This window comes from Neptuniibacter sp. CAU 1671, from assembly GCF_029222905.1.
Lineage (GTDB): Bacteria > Pseudomonadota > Gammaproteobacteria > Pseudomonadales > Balneatricaceae > Neptuniibacter.
The window spans coordinates 1-18,474 of sequence record NZ_JARHUE010000012.1 but is presented as its reverse complement, the minus strand read 5'-3'; the positions used below and the strand labels follow the sequence as shown (position 1 = coordinate 18,474).

Annotated in this window: 17 protein-coding genes; 5 read left to right on the top strand and 12 right to left on the bottom strand. The window is 53.3% G+C overall.

What is annotated here, in order from left to right:
• Entirely contained in the window at window positions 1-1,203 is a 1,203-nt protein-coding gene (gene arsJ, locus P2G53_RS14005; protein WP_275818335.1) for an organoarsenical effux MFS transporter ArsJ, read from the top strand.
• On the opposite strand, the gene mobA is transcribed toward arsJ, so the two are convergent.
• The 7 genes from mobA to P2G53_RS13970 form a co-directional block, all read right to left on the bottom strand.
• On the bottom strand, window positions 1,185-1,793 hold the full coding sequence (mobA, locus tag P2G53_RS14000; protein ID WP_275818333.1) for a molybdenum cofactor guanylyltransferase MobA: 609 nt from the start codon (window positions 1,791-1,793) through the stop codon (window positions 1,185-1,187). The genes arsJ and mobA overlap by 19 nt on opposite strands.
• An 11-nt stretch (window positions 1,794-1,804) precedes the next feature.
• Entirely contained in the window at window positions 1,805-2,614 is an 810-nt protein-coding gene (tcdA, locus tag P2G53_RS13995; RefSeq protein ID WP_275818331.1) for a tRNA cyclic N6-threonylcarbamoyladenosine(37) synthase TcdA, read from the bottom strand.
• A 9-nt stretch (window positions 2,615-2,623) separates the two neighbouring features.
• Entirely contained in the window at window positions 2,624-2,848 is a 225-nt protein-coding gene (locus P2G53_RS13990) for a hypothetical protein (protein WP_275818329.1), read from the bottom strand.
• Window positions 2,835-3,539 (bottom strand): TIGR01621 family pseudouridine synthase, encoded by a 705-nt coding sequence (locus P2G53_RS13985; protein ID WP_275818327.1) that lies wholly within the window; start codon window positions 3,537-3,539, stop codon window positions 2,835-2,837. The genes P2G53_RS13990 and P2G53_RS13985 overlap by 14 nt, the downstream gene beginning before the upstream one ends.
• Before the next feature lie 116 nt (window positions 3,540-3,655).
• Window positions 3,656-4,363 carry a DnaA regulatory inactivator Hda gene (gene hda, locus P2G53_RS13980; protein WP_275818325.1) on the bottom strand — a complete coding sequence of 236 codons (708 nt, stop codon included), beginning with the start codon at window positions 4,361-4,363 and terminating at the stop codon, window positions 3,656-3,658.
• Entirely contained in the window at window positions 4,350-5,501 is a 1,152-nt protein-coding gene (locus P2G53_RS13975; RefSeq protein WP_275818323.1) for an AI-2E family transporter, read from the bottom strand. Before P2G53_RS13975 ends, hda begins: the two co-directional genes overlap by 14 nt.
• A 3-nt stretch (window positions 5,502-5,504) precedes the next feature.
• Window positions 5,505-6,569, bottom strand: a complete 1,065-nt coding sequence (locus tag P2G53_RS13970) for a DUF2066 domain-containing protein (protein ID WP_275818321.1) — start codon at window positions 6,567-6,569, stop codon at window positions 5,505-5,507.
• A gap of 238 nt (window positions 6,570-6,807) precedes the next feature.
• On the opposite strand from P2G53_RS13970, the gene purM reads away from it, so the two are divergent.
• The 3 genes from purM to P2G53_RS13955 are packed head-to-tail and all read left to right on the top strand — an operon-like array spanning window position 6,808 to window position 9,258.
• Window positions 6,808-7,866 carry a phosphoribosylformylglycinamidine cyclo-ligase gene (gene purM / locus P2G53_RS13965; RefSeq protein ID WP_275818319.1) on the top strand — a complete coding sequence of 353 codons (1,059 nt, stop codon included), beginning with the start codon at window positions 6,808-6,810 and terminating at the stop codon, window positions 7,864-7,866.
• Window positions 7,859-8,521: a phosphoribosylglycinamide formyltransferase gene (gene purN, locus P2G53_RS13960; RefSeq protein ID WP_275818317.1), complete on the top strand. Its 663-nt coding sequence runs from the start codon at window positions 7,859-7,861 to the stop codon at window positions 8,519-8,521. The genes purM and purN overlap by 8 nt, the downstream gene beginning before the upstream one ends.
• A gap of 5 nt (window positions 8,522-8,526) precedes the next feature.
• Window positions 8,527-9,258 carry a DUF3108 domain-containing protein gene (locus P2G53_RS13955; RefSeq protein ID WP_275818315.1) on the top strand — a complete coding sequence of 244 codons (732 nt, stop codon included), beginning with the start codon at window positions 8,527-8,529 and terminating at the stop codon, window positions 9,256-9,258.
• Window positions 9,259-9,288: 30 nt separating this feature from the next.
• On the opposite strand, the gene P2G53_RS13950 is transcribed toward P2G53_RS13955, so the two are convergent.
• From P2G53_RS13950 to guaD, 4 genes are all read right to left on the bottom strand, one after another.
• A complete protein-coding gene (locus P2G53_RS13950) occupies window positions 9,289-10,506 on the bottom strand; it encodes an EAL domain-containing protein (RefSeq protein WP_275818313.1) in 1,218 nt (405 codons plus the stop codon).
• 81 nt (window positions 10,507-10,587) lie between these two features.
• Window positions 10,588-12,027 carry a diguanylate cyclase gene (locus tag P2G53_RS13945; protein ID WP_275818311.1) on the bottom strand — a complete coding sequence of 480 codons (1,440 nt, stop codon included), beginning with the start codon at window positions 12,025-12,027 and terminating at the stop codon, window positions 10,588-10,590.
• Window positions 12,028-12,058: 31 nt separating this feature from the next.
• Window positions 12,059-12,697: a hypothetical protein gene (locus tag P2G53_RS13940; protein ID WP_275818309.1), complete on the bottom strand. Its 639-nt coding sequence runs from the start codon at window positions 12,695-12,697 to the stop codon at window positions 12,059-12,061.
• 223 nt (window positions 12,698-12,920) lie between these two features.
• Window positions 12,921-14,219, bottom strand: coding sequence for a guanine deaminase (guaD, locus tag P2G53_RS13935; RefSeq protein ID WP_275818308.1), 1,299 nt, complete (start codon window positions 14,217-14,219; stop codon window positions 12,921-12,923).
• 232 nt (window positions 14,220-14,451) lie between these two features.
• Between guaD and P2G53_RS13930 the strand changes: the two genes are divergently transcribed.
• A complete protein-coding gene (locus P2G53_RS13930; protein WP_275818306.1) occupies window positions 14,452-14,799 on the top strand; it encodes a hypothetical protein in 348 nt (115 codons plus the stop codon).
• A 140-nt stretch (window positions 14,800-14,939) separates the two neighbouring features.
• Here P2G53_RS13930 and P2G53_RS13925 read toward each other — a convergent pair whose 3' ends face one another.
• On the bottom strand, window positions 14,940-18,047 hold the full coding sequence (locus tag P2G53_RS13925; RefSeq protein ID WP_275818304.1) for a CHASE domain-containing protein: 3,108 nt from the start codon (window positions 18,045-18,047) through the stop codon (window positions 14,940-14,942).
• Between the last annotated feature and the right edge of the window lie 427 nt (window positions 18,048-18,474).

Below are 18,474 nucleotides of genomic sequence, written 5' to 3'. Positions count from 1 at the left end.
ATGTTCAGTCATACTTCCAGCGGCCTGCGGCAATACCTGCTGATCACCGGCAATTACTGGGCTTTCACCCTCACCGATGGCGCCCTGCGCATGCTGGTTTTATTGCAGTTTCACCAGCTGGGTTACAGCCCGTTGCAACTGGCGCTGCTGTTCCTGCTGTACGAATTCTGCGGAGTTGTGACTAACCTGCTGGGGGGCTGGCTGGGTGCTCGTATCGGCCTGAACCGGACCATGAATCTGGGACTGTCACTGCAACTGGTGGCACTGGGCATGTTGCTGGTGCCCACCGAATGGCTGCAACTGGTCTGGGTTATGGCGGCGCAGGCTTTGTCAGGGGTTGCCAAAGACCTGAATAAGATGAGTGCTAAAAGTGCCGTCAAACTGCTGGTCAACGAAGGTGGGCAGCAGCGACTCTTCCGCTGGGTGGCCATCCTGACCGGGTCTAAAAATGCGCTTAAGGGCGCCGGATTTTTTCTGGGTGCCCTGCTGCTTCAGGCACTCGAGTTCAGAGGTGCCCTGCTCTGCATGATTGTTTTGCTGACAATCACACTAACCATCAGCTTGTGGCGACTCCAACCCGCACTGGGGCGCGCTAAACGTAAGCCAAAATTTAACGAGATCTGGTCTAAAAGCCAGGCAGTCAATCAACTGGCGGCAGCGCGGCTGTGCCTGTTTGCAGCCCGGGATATCTGGTTTGTTGTCGCACTGCCGGTGTTCCTCAGCAGCCAGTACGGCTGGGATTTCTGGCAGATCGGCGGGTATCTGGCTGTCTGGGTGATCGGCTATGGCGCTGTGCAGTCCGCCACACCCTGGTTGCTGCCTAAACGCCAATCAGGCTCACCCCATGCACTGCTGGTCTGGGGCAGCCTGTTAACGCTGATTCCCATCGCCACCGCCATGGGATTAGATATGACTCAAACCTGGCCTCTACTGATAGGACTGGCATGTTTTGGCGTGATCTTCGCCATTAACAGTTCAGTGCACAGTTTCCTGATTGTGCATTATGCGCGGCAGGAAGGCGTGTCGATGGATGTGGGTTTCTACTATATGGCCAATGCCGCCGGGCGACTGCTCGGCACTCTGATCTCGGGGCTGGGTTATCAGCTCTATGGCATGCCGGGGTGTCTTTGGTTTTCGGGTGTAGCACTGCTGCTGGCGGTAATCCTGTCGGTGGGCCTGCCGACTCAGTCGTCGTCTGAATAAGGCCCCTGTTCCAGTGCAGCCAGTTCTTCCGGTCGGTTCAGGTTAATGAAGGCGTCCGGCTGATCGGAATAATCCACCACGGCCGGCTCCTGCTGCATCACCCAGCTTCCCACCTTGAGCCGTCCTTTGCTGATCGCAGTTTCCAGACTGGATAGCAGACTACGATGCAACAACAACACCACGGGCTGCAACCGATGACCATCATGCACCACTGCCAGCGGGCGCTGGCTCAACTCTGCCGCTTGCCAGAGCCGGGACACCAGATCATCCGGCAATAAGGGCATATCGCAGGGCACAAACAGCACCCATTGTTCATCGGTCTGGCTCAAGCCGGTGATAAACCCCTGCAGCGGGCCGGAAAACCCGGAGACTGAATCGTTCAACACCGGCCAGCCTAAGGGTTCATACTGTTCGGGGTTGCGGTTTACATTCAGGATGCAGTGACTGACCTGCGGCTCTATGCGCTGCAGGACATGCTGAATCAATGGGGTTCCGTGCAGGGTCATCCAGGACTTATCCTGTCCTCCCATACGCCGGGACTGCCCGCCTGCGAGTATGACCGCGGGTATTTTGGGTAGCGGATTAATCACCCTTTCATCTCTTATTGTTGCTGCTGCGCCTGTTGTTGACGCTGATATTTTTGCTGCATTTTCAACAATACCCTGGCCACAGCGGCAAAACCAAAACTGGCCGTGACACAGGTAGACGCGCCAAAGCCACCGGCACAATCCAGTCTAACCTGCCCTGCTTCCAGGTTTTTCTGCTGACAGACAGTGCCATCCGGTTGCGGATACACCAACTGCTCCTGCGAAAAAACGCATTCAACGCCAAATTTACGACCGGTTTTGCTGAAGCCATACTCCCGTCGAAGTAACGAGCGCACTCTGGCAGCCAACGGGTCATGCAGCGTTTTACTCAGATCGGTCACTTCGATCTTGGTGGGATCGATCTGGCCACCCGCGCCACCTACGGTGATCAGCGGAATTTTCCGATAACGGCAGTGTGCGATCAATGCCGCTTTCTCTTTCACCGCATCAATGGCATCGATAACGTAGTCAAACTGAGGGGTAATCAGCTCCGCAATATTGTCACGGGTGATAAAATCTTCAATTTCATGCACCTGGCATTCGGGGTTGATCAAACGAATCCGCTGCGCCATCACCTCGGTTTTCGGTTGCCCCACCGTGCCCTGCAACGCGTGGATCTGACGATTGGTGTTAGTGATACAGATATCATCCAGATCAATCAGGGTAATCTGACCAATCCCGCTACGGGCCAGTGCTTCCGCAGCCCAGGAGCCAACGCCGCCGATGCCGATTACACAAACATGGGCCGCCCTGAAAAAATCGGTGACACTGTTGCCGTACAGGCGGCGGATACCACCGAAGCGGTTGTCGTATTCACTGCTCAAGCGGGTCTCCTAAAAGTTCTCATCTGTCAGTTCAGTTACCACCGGCTCACCACAACCGCAGCAGCGTCCCTCAATAAACACGGTCTTTTTCAGCTCATATTCTATTGGGTCTGTCATACCCAGATCAGCAGCCTGACAGTGGTCGCACCAGGTCTGGGTCAGAAAGGCCTGCTGTTCTTCCGGATCGCGGGCAAAAAAGTCCCGTTCAATCCGGTTATCTTCACTCTCTGACATCACGGTTTCCTCGTGTCAGCTGCGGCCAGTCTAACTGCCCGGGTTGTGCATAATGTTGTAAGACCAGATCCCGGCAGGCCTGATCAAAGTATTGTCCAATCTCTGGCAGGCTACAGACACTCACCCGCTCCCCCTGCCAGTCAAAACTCAGACTGTATGCATGCAGATAGGTCCGGTCGGCTGCCACATCGGCATGGTATAACGGGTCACCCAGGATCGGTGATCCTTCACTTTTCAGGGCAACTCTCAATTGATGGGTCTTGCCCGTATGGGGCTTAAGCAAAAACAGGCGTAAACCAGACCCCATAGAAACACTGAAAAACTGGGTAATCGCCGGATTATCTTTGCTGCGCAGCAGCTTCCAGCTGCCGCGTCGAGCCTTCGCCATATCACCGATAATCAGACCCTGTTTGCGTTTAGGTTTCTGATCCGAGATCGCCAGATAAAATTTTTCCACTTCACGGCGGGCAAACTGTCCTGACAGCATCGCCGCCGCCTCAGTATTTTTAGCAAACAGCAGCAGACCCGAGGTTACCTTATCCAGTCGATGCACCGGCATTAACGCTTCAAGGCCGAGGTCAGCCTTGATCTGCATCGCCAGCCCAGCCTCAGTCTGATCTTTATGCAAGGCGATGCCCGGTGCCTTATCCACCAGCAGATAATCCGCTGTTTCAGTGATGACTCGATACACAGGCCGGTCCGTAAAAAGCGCGATAATGCGTCAGCTATCAGTGAAATTCAACACAATGAGCAAGCTGTGACGAAGTTAAACACAGGAGGTAAAAACAGAGGACTGAACCGTGAGGCTTAAAGCCCTGTGACTTCCTTGATAAAAGGGATGGTCAGTTTACGTTTGGCACTGAGTGATGCCTGGTCCAGCTGATCCAGGAGCAGCGAAAGATCATTCATATCGCGACTGGCATGATTCAGCAGGTAACGCGCCACCTCTTCCGACAATGCCATGCCCCGTGCCGCGGCCCGCTGCTGTAATACCCTGCGTTTGTCGTCATCCCCCAGTGGCTGAATCTGAAACACCACACCCCAACCTAACCGCGATGCCAGATCCGGCAGGCCGATTGATAGCTGTCGGGGCGCAGCATCTGCCGCCACCAGTAACGTATTACCCTGCTCACGAATACGGTTGAAGAAGTGGAACAGCGACTCTTCCCAGGCCGGATCTCCAGCTACCTGCTGCAGATGATCAATACAGACCAGATCCAGAAACTCCATGCCTTCAAGGATATCGGGGCCCAGCAGACGCAGCTCCTCCAGTGGCAGGTAGGCGGCACTGAGACCCGCTGGTTCAGCCTGATGGCAGCTTGCCTGCAGCAGATGGGTGCAACCACTGCCGGCGGCGCCCCACAGGTAGATAAAGGATTCGCCCTGACGGTTTATGGATTGTTGCAAACTATGCAACGCCAGCTCATTGCCATGCGCGCAGAAATTGGCAAAACGTGCATCATCGCGCAGGCTGATGTGCAGAGGGAGCTGCAAGGGCTTGTCAGTCGTGTTCACGCGAGGGGGTTACCTGCTCGTCTGTCTCAATCAAATCGTGTTCTGGCACTGCATCATCAACCGGTTCCGGCACCGGTCTGGAGTGAGCTGTATGGTAAAGCGCACTGTTTTTGTAATCGTCATGCAGATGCCGCAGTAACACCATAATCACTGCCGCAATCGGCAGGGCCAGCAGCACGCCGACAAAGCCGAACAACTGGCCACCCGCCATAATGGCAAAAATAACGGCCACCGGGTGCAGGCCAATCCGATCCCCCACCAGCAGAGGCGTCAGCAACATGCCTTCCAGCATCTGACCGACCACAAACACCATGCCAACCCAGACCAGAATCATCGGATCCTGAAACTGCATCAGCGCCACCGCACCGGCTACCAGAATCCCGATAATGAAACCCATGTAGGGCACGATACTGGCCAGGCCGGCGATCATACCGACCAACAGCGCCAAATCAAGCCCTACCAGCCAAAGACCAACTGAATAGACCGTACCCAGCGCCAGCATGACCAGTAACTGGCCCTTCATAAAGGCGCCCAGTACCTCATCTGATTCCCGCGCCCACAGGGCCACACGCGGCTCAATACTCCGCGGTAGCAGGTGGCCGATTTTTTCAACCATCACATCCCAGTCGCGCAGCAGGTAGAAGGTCACCACCGGAATCAGCACCAGATTGGCGATCCAGGTGGCAACCGCCATACCGGATCGGGAGATCTGCCCCAATAACTGAGCCAGCAGATCACCAGTGGTCTGCCACTCCGCCACCAGCAGACGACGTAATGACGCAATCTGAAAGGTTGCAGGATCAACACCAAAGGTGTTGACCAGCCAGGGCAGCAGTTGCTGCTCAAATAGCTGTAAAAGTTGCGGCGCCCGCTCAACCAGGACTTTGATCTGATAACTCAGCTGCGGCAACAGCACCAGTAACAGCGTAATCAGCGCCAGTGTCAGTGCGACAAACACAATGATGACGGCAGAGGTCCGGCTGCAACCCGCAGCCTCCAGTCGGTCCGCAATGGGATCGGCAAGATAGGCTAACAGCGCCCCCACCAGAAAGGGCGTCAGGATGGGCGATAACAGGTATACCAATCCGCCAATAACAAGGCCAACAGCCAGCATAAATCCGTGCTGATATTGCAGCATCCGCTACTCCTGCCAACGATAACTATAGGTTTCTGTACCATCCGCTGAACGGATAATGTCCTGTAAAATGAGTCGGTTATCCAGCGATACCGCCTGCTGTAATTGTTGCTCGCTGCCATCCAGCAGCAGACGCAGGGTGACACTTCCAGACGCCACAGATTCCGGATTCACCGCCTTGACTACAGGCAGGCTGCGCATCAGGTCCACTAATCTCAGGTAGGCATCAAAACTGTTCACATTGCTCACCTGCATCGCCAGTCCGGCCTGAAACTGCGGTAGTTCAGTCTGCACCACCGGGGCAAACAACTGATCTGCCGTCTGCTCCATCATCTGGCTCAACGCCTGCTCTGCACTGCCACGGGCCTGTTGATGCTGAGGGTTGCCACGGTCAATCAGCATCCAGCTTAATTCGACTGAACCATCGGTACGGTGTTGCAGACGCGCTGCCAGCACAACATCCGGGCGATAACGCAGGGAGGCATCTTCGATCGGGTTCGCAAACAGCCCCCAGAGATCACTGATGGGCAGCGCACTCTGATCTTCAAGATCCAGCAAAGGCATCTGTAACGGGATACCCCGTTCAGTCGCAACCTGTTTCAGCGTGGCAAAAAAACGGCTGTCGGTACCCATAAAATCCGGATTACCAAACTGATCTGATGCCAGCCAGAGCAGAACAGTGGGTCGCTGATCACCGACCAGAGTGACACCTGAACGATTCAGCAGGTCATTTACCGCCGTTGGGGAGAAATCCAGGGTGAGTTGCTGCAGGCGCTGGGTACCTTCAGGGGTTTGAGTGACCTGTTGGGTCGTTTGGTAAGCATAACGTTCCAGATAACTGCCGGCATTTTCGAGCTGTTGCTGTACCAGTGGTTTACCCAGCACAGTGCGCTGCCCTGCAACCCGGACCAGCACCTGACTGAAACCCTGACGCACCTGACGGTTATCTGGCAGGCTGTTTTGCTCTGGTACCATCAGCCGGACCTGATACAGTTCAGTGACTTTACCAGCCTGCGCCAGACTGCTTAAAAAAAGTGCCAAAAGTGCAAACAAAACACTTTGTTTTTTCATGCCAGTTCCTTGTTTAACGCCCTGAGGTACCACAGATCAGCGGCCTCATCCGCTTTGCAATCGCTACTCTATCATATCCAACAAAGTGCGCAGCGTCTGTTTCAGACCAACTCTGCTTTCTAACACCGATTTGAACGTGAATTCACGGATCATAACCGTTAGAATACGCGCATTATTTTTCAGGCAAGGGCTCAACGGGTCCCTCGCTTCCGCCCCGCAGGTTAAAGGTTACTTATCCATGTCTAATGGTTCTGACAAGAACTCTCTGAGTTACAAGGATGCCGGTGTTGATATTGACGCTGGCAATGCACTGGTTGAACGCATCAAAGGTGTTGCCAAACGTACCGCGCGGCCTGAAGTGATGGGCGGTCTTGGCGGGTTTGGCGCACTGTGCCGCATCCCGGAAGGCTACCGTAAACCCGTGCTGGTATCCGGCACCGATGGTGTCGGTACCAAACTGCGTCTGGCAATGGACCTGGGCAAACACGACACCATCGGCATTGACCTGGTGGCGATGTGCGTTAACGACCTGGTGGTTGCCGGTGCAGAGCCTCTGTTTTTCCTTGATTACTACGCCACCGGCAAACTGAATGTTGATACCGCAGCGGATGTGGTCAGTGGCATTGGTATGGGTTGTGAACTTGCCGGTGCAGCACTGGTAGGCGGTGAAACCGCAGAAATGCCGGGCATGTATGAAGGTGAAGATTACGACCTGGCTGGTTTTTGTACCGGTGTGGTTGAAGAAGACGACATCATTGATGGCAGCCAGGTCAAAGTTGGCGACGCTCTGATTGGTCTGGCCTCCTCCGGCCCACACTCCAACGGCTACTCCCTGATTCGCAAAATCATTGAAGTGAGCGGTGCCGATCTGAATACCGATCTGGACGGTCAGCCTCTGGCAGACGCCCTGATGGCGCCAACCCGCATTTATGTAAAATCGCTGCTGAAGCTGATCCGGGAATCTCAGGTCAACGCCCTGTCCCATATCACCGGCGGCGGTCTGCTGGAAAACATTCCACGTGTGCTGCCTGAAAACACCAAAGCCGTGATTGATACCCAGTCCTGGCAGCTGCCTGCGGTATTCCGCTGGTTGCAGGCAGAGGGCAATGTTGCCAGTCGTGAGATGTACCGTACCTTCAACTGTGGTGTGGGCATGATTGTCTGTGTACCGGAATCTGAAAAAGAAGCTGCACTGGCACTGCTGAGCGCTGCCGGTGAACAGGCATGGGTGATTGGTTCTATCGCTGCGGCTGACGCCAGCGAAGAGCAGGTTGAACTGGCGGGCCTGAATGCCTGAGACCGGCCAGCAGAAATCCATTGTTGTCCTGATCTCCGGCAGTGGCAGTAACCTGCAAGCAATTATGGATGCAGTGTCCAGCGGCCAGATCAATGGCCGCATCACTGCAGTCCTGAGCAATAAAGCTGATGCCTTCGGCCTGCAGCGTGCGCAGAATGCAGGCATTCATACGGCCACACTGGACCACACCGCTTACCCTGATCGCCTCAGTTTTGATCAGGCCATGATGGCCGAGATTGACCGGCATCAGCCGCATCTGGTGGTTCTTGCGGGCTTCATGCGCATTCTCACCCCCGAGTTTGTTCGGCACTACGAGGGGCGGCTGTTTAATATCCACCCTTCTCTGCTGCCAAAATACAAAGGCCTGCATACCCATCAGCGCGCCATGGATGCTGGCGACAAAGAACACGGCTGTACAGTGCACTTTGTTACCGAAGAGCTGGACGGTGGTCCGCTGGCGGTTCAGGGCAGGGTCAGCATCGATCCGGATGATACAGTAGAGAGCCTGCAGCATAAGGTGCATCTGATTGAACATCAGATCTACCCGCTGGCGGTTGAATGGTTTTGTGCCGACCGGTTAAAGTGGACACCGCAAGGCATTGAACTGGATCAACAGCGACTGCCTGCAGAGGGATATCAACTGTCCAACGGATAATTATCATGGATGCACTACGCCCGTTTTTGAAGCTGTCACTCTGGTTACTGATAACCATTGCCTCACCGGCACTCTGGGCAGCACCCACTACCGTGTTACAACCATTCAATGCGGAATACAGTATTGACTGGAACGGCGGCCTGGCCATGAGCGGCACCACCAGCCGCAGCCTGAAACAACAGGATGACCACTCCTGGCTGTTTAAATCCAGCGCAGTGTCGCTGCTGGCCGGTATCGAAGAAACCACACAGGTTACCTGGCATAACCAGCAGATCCGCCCGCTGAATTACCATTACAACCGCAGCGTGCTGGGCAAAAAACGGGTTGTGACCATTAGCTTTGACTGGGACAAGATGGAAGCCACCAACACAGTCAAAGACAAACCCTGGAAAATGCCTGTCAATGAGCAGGTTCAGGATAAACTCAGCTACCAACTGTTATTGCAGCAACTGCTTGCGGAAGGTGAAAAGGAGTTTGCGTTTGACGTCGCCGATGGCGGTCACCTGAAACAGTATCGGTTTGCCGTCACCGGTGAGGAAACTGTTTCAGCCCCGATTGGCGAATATCAGGCCATTCAGGTCACCCGACTGCATGATGAAGACAGCGAGCGTCAAACCCTGATCTGGTTTGCACCCGCCCTCAATTACCAGATCATCAAACTGCACCACGTAGAGGATAAAGGCAAAGCCTATACCCTGATGCTGCAGAAACTGGATATGGGATCGGCAGAAAAATAAACCGGTGCCATCAGCACCCGTTTTAGTTGATCAATCCAGTCCAGGTATCCAGCTGGCAGGCATACCACTGAAGCCGGAAAACAGATTTTTACTGCCACTGTCATTCAGCAGGTCAGCGAGCAATATACGGGACTGGTCGATGAAAAGCACCGCTGTCTGTGCCCGTTGTCCTGTATGAATATCCTGATAAGGCTCGGAGAACACCAGACGGTTTTCGATATCCGTTGCGCCCAGTAGTTCAAAGAAATAGGGGCGCCAGCTCCAGTTGTAACCTTTCGGGCTCTCATCTATCAACCAGCCGCGCTCACTGTTTTCATAGTTTGGCGAGATCTGATTACCACTGCGATCACAGATGTAAAAGCGCAGAAGCAGATCCGTAGGCACAAAATTCACCAGCTCAGCCTCCTGCTGTGAAGTGCGCAGCAGTTCACGCAGTGCCAGCAGCTCCGATTTCACCCGTTCAGCGCGCCAGTGGTTGCGAGAGGTGGCTTCAATCGCCATATCCCGGTAATGCCCAAGCAGTTCCTGAACGGCACCACTGACACTGTCGACCGGAACCGGGGTTTCACTCGCCGCAGCAAACAGATCACCCTGGGTGTAGACAGCCCCACAGCTCAGGGCAAGGAAATATTCATCGGCTTCACTGATACCCTGAAACAAAACTTTTGAGCCGAGTCGGGAAGCCATCTCGCCCAGACTTTGCACGATTGGATAGCCATTCTCGCCAAATGCACCATTTTTGAGCAGCGCAGTATCCAGTTTGATGATGTCCGGGTGCAAGCGGGCTACACGGTCAAGCTGCGAGAAACCGTTGCCAAAATCATCAATCGCAATGCGGAAACCTTCAGCCCGGTAACGCTCCACCAGCGCCTGCAACTGATCAATATCACCTTCCAGAGACGTAATTTCGATGATGACCCGGGATGGGTCGCCCTGCACCTGCTTCAGCAAGTCCAGCGTCACCACGTGCTCCGGTGATTCCATTAACTGCAGCCATTGCGGCGAGATATTAATCGCAATAAAGGTGTTTTCAGGCATGGATGCCAGGGCTTGCAATGCCTGCAGACGCACCTCGCGATCAAGATTCAGGCGCTCTTCTGGTGGCAGATCCTGATCATGCAGCAGTGATTCTGCGGGTTGGGTGCTGCCAGTTGAAGTGCGTTCAAAAGGCTGAGCTTCATAGCCAACCACCCTGCCGGTGGCGGTTTCAATGATGGGCTGAAAAAATGGTAAAACTGTGCGATTCATCGTCCAATACTCAAACGGTTTTCGGTAGGACAGCAAAAAAAACGCCAACTCTGCGTTCTAGAAGCCTGTAAGGGGCCAGGCTCACGCAATGGCCGAATGTTTGTGTGCAAACATGGTCTGATCAGCAACATGGATCAGATCGGCAGAATTATCTGCATCGAGGGGATAACAGGCATAACCAACACTCGCTGTCTGACTGATCAGTTGCCCCTGCAACGAGAATGGCTGCTCAAACACCGCGAAAAGCTTCCGCTTCATCGCATTCACCTGATCTTCATCCGACACACCGGTCATCAGAAGAATAAATTCATCGCCACCATATCGGGCGACAGTATCCGTTTCCCGCACGGTCTGTTGCAAGCGGTTTGCAATCTCAACCAGCAACTCATCCCCAAGTTTATGCCCCAGATTGTCATTGACCGCTTTAAACTTGTTCAGGTCGATAAAAAATACACCCAGCTTGGAACCCAAACGGCGGGCATGACGCAGCTCCAGCTCCAGGCGGTCAAACATCACCCTGCGATTCACCAGCCCCGTCAAAGGATCATGGTTCGCCATGTAGGCGAGTCTGGCATGTTCCTCTTTAACATGACTCATATCCAGCAGCGTATTGAAACGGTAGTTGACCCCATCCAGACAAACATCACGCTGCTTAAGCTCAACCGGAATGACCTGCCCATCACGGTCTATGATCGCATCCCGCCCGTCTGTTTTGGTAACCAGTTCTGACCAGCGCATCTCAGCCAGCTGTTCCGGACTAAGGCCAAACAACTCCTGACTGGCCCGGTTCGTCATCACCACTTTACCCTGCTGATCGGTCAGTAACAGACTGGCCGAGGTATTATCAATCAGATCCAGCAGCGTACGTGACTCGGTCTGCGCCTTGCGAGCCCTGAGGAACAAATAACGCACAATCAGAAAAAAATTCACCAGCGTCACCAGCATGGCGATACTCTGTACCTGGCGAATCAGTTGGGTTTTCTTGCGGGACAGCTGCTCCATGCGCAGCGTCAAACTGTTCATCAAATCCAGCAATTTCAGATTATCTGCCTGCACCACCTGTACTGTTTGCAACAGACTCCGCGAGGTACCGTTGCCCGCCAGTTCAGATTCAATCAACGGCTGAATCGGCGCCAGAATCTCCCAGGTAGTATTCAGGATTTCGCGCACCTGCTGATCATGCACCGGCTCAATCCAGACCGGATTATCTGCACCATCAAATACGATGCCCCCCTCACTGAAACCTTCCAGTGTGGTGACAAAGCGGTTATAGGTGTAATTCAGCTCATCCCGATAGACCTGGGACTGTTCTGTCTGATGAATCAGCAACAGGGATTTGAACAGACGTTGGGACAGCATACGCTGCCGACCTGCGATGTTGATGGCAAGAGCATCACGCTCCACCATTTGCGTGATATAAACATTGATGCCGAGGATCGTGCAGTCCATTAAAACAAAGAGACAGATAGCAATCACAAGCTTGCTGGACTCAGTGCCACAGAGTTTCCATTTTCCCCGCAAGATTCTGCCTCCATTGAGGAGCCAAATCTCCTCAGTGACGTATTTTTAGCTGCCGATCCAGCGCTTCACTGATCGGAATATTCCATTGCTGGAGCAAGTTCTGATTATCTGAAAACGCGGCTTCAACTTCATTTGCCAGGTGCCCCTGATCCCCGCCCAGCGATGCCTTCAGACTGAGCATCCGGACCCTGACCAGCGGCAACAGTTCACCCTCGATAAAACTGTTGCACACCGCTTGTTTCTGCATCAGTGCTTCCGGATCAAATTCTCCATAGAGCTTCATTTCAAGATCGAGCAATGCTGTGATCTGCTGGCAGTTTTCCTGCTGTATCAGCGTCGCCTCAGCTGCCAGAACCATGGGGCCTGTGGAGGGCAATAAACCGGCGGGCGCTGTTTTCATGCGCCGCATCGCCTGAGTCTCGAGTAAAGCAACCGCCGATTGCCGGTACGCCAGAAATGCAGTGCGCTGCATATCCAGCTTATCCTGCAGAATATCATTCGCCAGCTTCAGATCCTGATTTTCAAGATTAAACGCTTTCATCTGCTCTAGCGAACCGATCTCTTTGTAACCCGCCAGGTCCGACTGCAGCCCGCGAATCAAAAGAACAGCAACAACAGACAGGGCCAACACCAGAACGGCTGGCACACCGATCAGAAGCAGCTTTTTCATTTCACCTCAGGAATCTTAGTAATTCACAGTGACAGTAATGGTATCGGCGTAAAGCCCACCCGGAACGTACTGACCGGCGAATATACGCCCATAAACTGTATGTGTATTGTATATAGTTACCAGCAATTGAATCAGAATGGAACCACTCAGACTGTCAGATCCAGCAGTCTCACCTTCCAAAAAGCTTAATGTTTAAAAGTTTTAAGGACTCTACTTTAATTTATTATTTTTGAAAAAGGCACTGTCCAAGCACATAGGTCGCTTCAATACAGCGGTCATCACCCAGCGTTTGTAAAACAAACAACCGCTCTGCCAGATCGTTGCAATAAGTCAGACGTTGCTGCATCAGTGGTGTAGATTCTAAATCCAGCACAGTGAAGTCGGCTTCATAACCGGGTTTAAAAGTACCGATCAGATGATCCAGAGACAGGGCTTTGGCGCCACCCAAGGTTGCCATATAGAGGGCACGGAACGGATTCAGGCTTTCACCCTGTAACTGCTGCACCTTGTAAGCATCGCCCAATGTCCGCAGCATGGAAAAGCTGGTGCCCGCCCCCACGTCGGTCCCCATCCCGACACGTACACCCGCGCTTCTGGCCTGTTCTAAGTTAAACAACCCGGACCCCAAAAACAGATTGGAACTGGGGCAATGTGCCAGCACCGAATCGGTCGCTGCCAGACACTGCCACTCTTCGTCACACAGATGAATGCCATGGGCAAAGACGCTCCGGGAGCCGAGCAGCCCCGCCTGATCGTAGACGGCCAGGTAGTTTTCGGCATCTGGATAAAGCTCATGCACCCAGGCCAGCTCATCCTTATTCTCTGACAAATGGGTATGCAGGTAGAGTCCCGGATACTGTTTTAACAATTTACCCGCCATAGCGAGCTGTTCAAGCGAACTGGTAGGAGCAAAACGCGGTGTGACCGCATAAGCGAGACGGTCTACACCATGCCAGCGTTCGATCAGCGCCTGAGACTCTGCGTAGCCGGTTTCAGGCGTATCCAGCAGTGGTTCAGGCGCATTTCGGTCCATCATCACCTTGCCGGCAATCAGGCGCATGCGCCGCTCCCAGGCCTCCTGGAACAGTGCATCCACCGAACCGGGATGTACCGTGCAGAACACCAGCGCCGTGGTGGTGCCATTGCGTAACAGTTCATCCAGAAACCAGCGGGCAACACTGGCACAGTGATCAGGATCAGCAAACTGCATCTCGACCGGAAAGGTATAACGCTGCAGCCAGTCCAGCAGCTGCTCGCCATAGGCGGCGATCATCTGGGTTTGTGGATAATGGATATGGGTATCGACAAATCCGGGGATCAGCAGATGATGGGGATATTCTTTAATTGGCGTAGCATCCGGTATCTGCTCCGCAGCGGCATGCCAGGGGCCAACCCACTCCACTTTCCCATCACAAATGAGCAACGCACCATCTGGCCAGTATTCATAAGGTGCTTCTGAGCCCTGTTCCGGATGCCCGGTGAAATGCAAAACACCGCCACGATACGCCTGCCGTTGATGCATACTGAACCCTTTCTGGCCAAATGCCGTAAAAGTTCCCAGTGTAAACGGCCGACCAGTTTTGCTTCAACTCCCAAGGCTTCTGCTGACAGTAGGCAAACCAAGCTTGGAGGGGGATCAGGTCGGCTCGATTTGGTCTGTATCAGACAATTCGATAGAATAGATTCAGTTGCAACAACGGCGTTGCAAACCGCATAAGCGCGGATCGAAATATACCACGCGGGTATCAAGGATCATGTTTTTAGTCAGGGATTTTGATGGTGAAAGAATTGTCTATTACTGGGCGCAAAAATCAGATTCGCGCCTGGAAAGAGTCAGCCCGCATTGCCCTTCCATACCCATCGCGCAAGAATGGTTTCTGCAGCATACCCGACAGCAATATCAGGGCACTGAACGCAGAAAACGGATGCAGGACCGCCGCTTGATTAAGAACCTGCACAAAGATGTTGACCACATGACCGCTCACGATCGTCGACAACCCCATGGCCGACGACGCTGCGACCGGAAGATTCACGTCAGACTTGACCTGGCCGCTAAAAAACTCGCTGAAATCACGCTGAATCTCTCACTGAAGGATCATTGAGTCTTCATCGAATCTACGCTGTATTCGCTGTACAGCTCCGTAAAAAAGACAAACAGACGCTTTAAGGGACGGCATCCGCCGACATCCACTCTACCCATAAACAGGTTCAGGTGTCAGCGGATGTGCCGGATGCTAGAGGATTATAAATCAGCAAATTCCTGCCGGACTGCTTGTGTGAAACGATGCTGAGAGGCTTCAAGCTGTGTGAGCAATTCATCCACCTGGGTCAGGTCATTATCTCTACCGGCCTGTTCCAGACTGAAGGCCAGATCTTTAACTGCGAGAGCCTCCAGATTGGCGGCTGCGCCTTTGATGGCATGGGCCTGTTTTCCAATCATTTCAGCATCACGGGCACGGACTGCCTTGACGAGTTTTTCGTGCATCCCGGGCCATTCAGAGAGCCATGCCCGCAGCAGTTTAGCGGCCAGATTGCGGTCGTTCATTACCCGCTCCATCATGCCCGCCAGATTCCACTCCTGCGGGTCAATTACATCGCTTACGATCGCGGCGCTGCCATTCAACGCTTCGGATGTTGAAATAATGGCTTCAGATAGCGGGATCTGCGACGGTTTTAGCCAGTGACTCAGCACCTGTTGCAAAGCTGCCGGATCAATCGGTTTGGCTATGTAATCGTCCATGCCCGCCTCAAGACAGCGCTGTTTATCGCCTTCCATTGCATTGGCGGTCATGGCCACCACCGGCACACGACTGTCGACGCCCTGAACCGTGCCGCTGCGCAACTTGCGTGTTGCTTCCAGTCCGTCCATTTCAGGCATCTGCATATCCATAAACACCAGGTCATACCGGAACATGCTCAACTGCCTGAGCGCCGCCAGACCATCATCAGCGACGTCCACCGCCAGTCCAAAACGACGCAAAGTCATGCTGGCCAGCAGTTGGTTGGCTACCACATCATCCACCACCAGCACCCTGCCCTCGAACTGCTGCTCGGTTAACAGTTCAAAGTCTGACTTCGCCGTCTTGCCCCGTGGCAGAGACACCCGGAAGGTGAACTCGGATCCCATATTGGGTTCGCTACTAACAGAAACATCGCCGTCCAGCAGTTCCGCCAGCTGACGGCTGATCGCCAGACCCAGTCCGGTACCGCCGTAACGTCGGGTCAGGGAGCCGTCCAGTTGTTTAAATCGCTGGAACAGATTTTTTTGCTGCGCCTGACTAATACCAATACCGGTGTCTTTAATGCTGAAAAGTAGGTCAACCATAGCGGAGTTGGCATCAAGGATCTTACAAATGACCGAGACTTTGCCTTTGGAGGTGAACTTGATCGCATTACCGATCAGGTTGGTCAGAATCTGACGGATGCGGGCCATATCGCCATGCAGCCAAAGCGGGGCCTGCACATCTGACTCACTGCTGAAACTCAGGCCTTTGCGTTCAGCCAGCGGTCTGTAGGCATTATTCAGGCTCTCGAGCAGGGTCTGCAGGTTAAAATCAACGCTCTCCAGAACGATTTTACCTGCCTCGATTTTGGAGATATCGAGAATGTCGTTGATCAGACCCAGAAGACTCTGGGCACTGTTCTGAATCGTTTCTGCCTGCAGTGACTGTTCCTGATCAAGTGCACTTTCCCTGAGCAGTGAAATCATGCCAAGAATCGCATGTAGCGGCGTACGAATTTCATGGCTCATATTCGCCAGAAACTCGCTTTTAATCTGCGACAGTTTTTCTGCCTCGGCCCGGGCGCGCTCAAGATCAATGGTCCGCGCCGTGACACGACGTTCAAGCTCATCGTTCTGCTGACGCAGCTGATTTTCGAGCATTTTACGTTCACTGATATCCCGGGCAATCAGCGTCAGCGATTCCTCACCATCCACTTCACACACAGACAGATTCACCTCGGTTGGGACATCCCCACCCCGTTTATGAATCCCCTTGGTCTGGCGAGCACGGATCGGTACAACCGGTCGTGAACCTGTAGGTTGATCCAACCCCACTGGGTTAAGAAAATGTTGCAGTTCAAGTTCAGGAAAGATAAGTCCTATAGGCTTACCCTGTACCTCCCCTTCTGCAAATCCAAAGATCACCTCGGCCGCACTGTTAAAGAAGCGGATATTGTGCTGCTGATCCAGACTGATGATTGCATCATTGGAGCTCTCAACAATGGCCGCCATGCGGGCCTGTTGATCAAGAAATTTTTGCTTGCGAACCCTCAGCTCCAGCAGGGTGTAGACAACAACAGCCAACAGCAGAAAACCCAACGCAATCTGAGCAAAAATCTGTCCGCTGGGGGTGTGGTTCAGTTGCGCATAAAATGCGGGTTGCGCCTGTGCCTCAATCAACCAGTTACGACCAAACAGGCGCAGTGGACGCTTTTCTTTCAGCTCTGAGGTCAGGCTCGTAACATCAGAGGTGCCCGCTGCAAAAAACAGGCTGGAATTACCACCGTTATCATCCAGATCGAGCACGGACAGGGTCAGCCCAGCCTCAGCGTGATAAAGATCCTGTAATATTTCATCCATTACCAGCGGCGTGTAGGCAAAACCAAAGGCTGCGGCCTCACGCTGATCGGCTGTTTCAAGTGGCATACCGGCGGTATAAGCTGGCAGCAGTAGCAGGAAACCATGTCGAATCTTGCCGGATGCCTGCACCAGAGTAATAGGACGAGTCAGCACCGCTTCACCTGATCGCATCGCCTGTATAGCTGCACTGCGGCGGTTGTTTTCCGATGCGATGTCCAGACCCACCGCTTGCAGGTTGTTTTCCACCGGCTCGATGTAGCGAATCACAAACCGCTCATGGTCATGGCCATTCAGTTCAGTGATTTTGAAATCAGGCCTTTCGTCAGCACGATTCTTGAGTAGAAAATCAGCTTCCTGATCACGGGGCACCCGCTGGATAAAGCCAAATCCCCGGGAACCCGGAAACTCCCGCTCAACCTCCCGGCTGTTTGCATAACGCAGGATCTCTTTATAGGTCAGACGGTCAGGCCAGAGGGCGTTGACCACCCCCCGCATACCACGCAGACCGTGTTCATACTGCCGTACGCGCATTTCGACATTTTCGACCAGCGTATCGAGTTGAGTGGCAAACCGTTCCTGTGCCTGCTGTGTATGATATTCACTGACCTTTTGGGCACTGACATACGCCACAACCAGACCAGATAAAAAAATGAAACACGCCCAGAGAAATGATCGCATCGGATTGGTTGACTTACTCAAACGCACAGCCTCTAAAATACCGATAGAAGAGAGAATGTAAGTGTAGCCAAAACAGGGGGGCTGACTCACTGAGACTCATGGCATCGCTGAAATGTTAGAACGTTTTGTTTTAGGAATCAGGCTTAGAACTGTACGCTCCAGCCCGGAAGACCGCAATCAATCGCCTGATATTCTGCGGCAAACCCAACCAAAGTCTAAACGCTTTATTAAAACAGTAATTTGAATTATTTCAGGTAATTAGCGACATGAAAAGGCATCAGTAGCCATTCAGAGAAAGCAAACCGTCACGCGTTGCACAGTGACGCGACAAAATGAGATCACCGATACCCTGTTACCGGGTATCGGTGTGATAAATCAGAGTCGGCGTTAGGAACCCGAGTTACCCACGAAGAGTAGACACCTTCTATAGTTAGGTTTACGCCTGACGGGGAGGTGTAAGATGTCCAGGAAAAAGTATCAACACTATACCGAGGAATTCCGACGCGAAGCGGTCAAT

Coding starts and splice junctions, on each gene's coding strand:
- arsJ (WP_275818335.1), top strand. CDS start 1: ATGTTCAGTCATACTTCCAGCGGCCTGCGGCAATACCTGCTGATCACC.
- P2G53_RS13990 (WP_275818329.1), bottom strand. CDS start 2,848: ATGTCAGAGAGTGAAGATAACCGGATTGAACGGGACTTTTTTGCCCGC.
- P2G53_RS13975 (WP_275818323.1), bottom strand. CDS start 5,501: ATGCTGCAATATCAGCACGGATTTATGCTGGCTGTTGGCCTTGTTATT.
- P2G53_RS13970 (WP_275818321.1), bottom strand. CDS start 6,569: ATGAAAAAACAAAGTGTTTTGTTTGCACTTTTGGCACTTTTTTTAAGC.
- purM (WP_275818319.1), top strand. CDS start 6,808: ATGTCTAATGGTTCTGACAAGAACTCTCTGAGTTACAAGGATGCCGGT.
- purN (WP_275818317.1), top strand. CDS start 7,859: ATGCCTGAGACCGGCCAGCAGAAATCCATTGTTGTCCTGATCTCCGGC.
- P2G53_RS13955 (WP_275818315.1), top strand. CDS start 8,527: ATGGATGCACTACGCCCGTTTTTGAAGCTGTCACTCTGGTTACTGATA.
- P2G53_RS13950 (WP_275818313.1), bottom strand. CDS start 10,506: ATGAATCGCACAGTTTTACCATTTTTTCAGCCCATCATTGAAACCGCC.
- P2G53_RS13940 (WP_275818309.1), bottom strand. CDS start 12,697: ATGAAAAAGCTGCTTCTGATCGGTGTGCCAGCCGTTCTGGTGTTGGCC.
- guaD (WP_275818308.1), bottom strand. CDS start 14,219: ATGCATCAACGGCAGGCGTATCGTGGCGGTGTTTTGCATTTCACCGGG.
- P2G53_RS13930 (WP_275818306.1), top strand. CDS start 14,452: ATGTTTTTAGTCAGGGATTTTGATGGTGAAAGAATTGTCTATTACTGG.